The organism is Micromonospora sp. D75 (genome assembly GCF_018070405.1).
Taxonomy (GTDB): Bacteria; Actinomycetota; Actinomycetes; order Mycobacteriales; family Micromonosporaceae; genus Micromonospora; species Micromonospora chalcea.
In genome coordinates this window covers 1-876 of the sequence record NZ_JAGPXV010001083.1, presented here as the reverse complement: position 1 = coordinate 876, position 876 = coordinate 1, and the positions used below count along the sequence as shown (strand labels likewise).

Genomic DNA, 876 nt, shown 5'->3' with positions numbered 1-876 from the left:
ACCTGATGCTCTTCGACGCGCAGGACGGCTCGGTCTACCCGCCACCGGCCCGCGTGCGTTCCTGACCGGCCGGAACGACGAAGGGCCCGGCCGCATCCGGCCGGGCCCCGATGTGTCCTGTCCGGACTACACGTCGCGCAGGTCGGCCGCGCTGGCCGCCACCGCGCCGATCGAGTCGGCGGCGGAGGTGAGCAGGTCGGCGCCGAGCGCCTGGTCGACGGTGAGCGTCATCAGCGTCTCGCCACCGGCCTCACGGCGGGCCACCTGCATGGCGGCGATGTTGACGCCGGCCTCGCCGAGCAGCGTGCCGACGGTGCCGACCACGCCGGGCCGGTCGGCGTAGCGCAGGAAGACCAGGATGCCCTCCGCGCCGATCTCGACGTCGAAGCCGTCCACCTCGGTCAGCTTGAACACGTCCCGGGCGCCGGTGTGCACCACGGTGCCGGACACCCGGACGGTACGGCCGTCCGGCAGCGCGCCGCGCACGGTCACCAGGTTCGGGTGGTCGACCGTCTCGCCCGGCGTGGCCAGCGTGACCTCGACACCCCGCTCGGCCGCCAGGTGCGGCGCGTTGACGTAGGTGACCTGCTCCTCCACCACGGAGCTGAACAGGCCCTTGGTCGCGGCCAGCTTGAGCACCGACACGTCGTGGGCGGCGATCTCACCGCGCACCTCGACCGTGACGCTGGCGGCCACCCCGCCGGCCAGGGCGGTGAACGCCCGGCCCAGCCGCTCGGCCAGCGGCAGCAGCGGGCGTACGTCCTCGGCGACCACGCCGCCGGCCTGCACGTTCACCGCGTCCGGCACGAACTCGCCCTGCAGCGCCAGCTTGACGCTCTTGGCCACGGCCAGACCGGCCTTGTCCTGCGCCTCGTT

1 protein-coding gene is annotated in these 876 nt (G+C 73.9%); it reads right to left on the bottom strand.

Going from position 1 to position 876, the window contains the following annotated elements; genetic code table 11:
* Positions 1–126: 126 nt before the first annotated feature.
* Positions 127–876 (bottom strand): ACT domain-containing protein (locus KBX39_RS32150; protein ID WP_210874189.1); only part of this gene is annotated, 750 nt, incomplete at its 5' end.